Source organism: Streptomyces sp. NPDC127092 (assembly GCF_042722475.1).
In the GTDB taxonomy this organism is placed as follows: Bacteria; Actinomycetota; Actinomycetes; order Streptomycetales; family Streptomycetaceae; genus Streptomyces.
On sequence record NZ_JBHXFE010000396.1, the window covers coordinates 669 to 1,068 of the forward strand.

At 61.5% G+C, this 400-nt stretch carries 1 protein-coding gene; it reads left to right on the forward strand.

All coding sequences use genetic code 11. The annotated features are described in order from the left end of the window. Positions 1 to 130: 130 nt before the first annotated feature. Positions 131 to 400, forward strand: a 270-nt coding sequence (locus tag ACFWJO_RS40780; RefSeq protein ID WP_386873449.1) for a hypothetical protein, incomplete at its 3' end; no start/stop codon positions are given.

Consider the following 400-nt stretch of genomic DNA (forward strand, 5'->3'; position numbering starts at 1 on the left):
ACGACCAGACCAAGAAGATCGACACTCTCGTCACTGAGTCTGAGCGGCTCATCGATCTGTCGCGCGAGCGACGGGCGGCGTTGATCATGGCGGCAGTGACAGGGCAGATCAACGTCCGGGAAGTGGCGTGATGGCCGATCACAACGAGATCGTTTTCGAGTCTGAGGTTTGCGCACACCTGGAGGCTCACGGGTGGCTATATTCGGCGAACGATGCCGGCTATGACCGGGAGCGGGCGCTGTTTCCCGAGGACCTGTTCACGTGGCTGGCGGAGACGCAGAAGGTGGCTTTCGAAAAGGCATTGAAGGCGGCGGGGTCGCCAGCGAAGTTCCTCGATGTGCTCACCACCGCGCTCGACAAGCCCCTTGAACATGGTGGCGGGACGCTGAACATCCTGCGC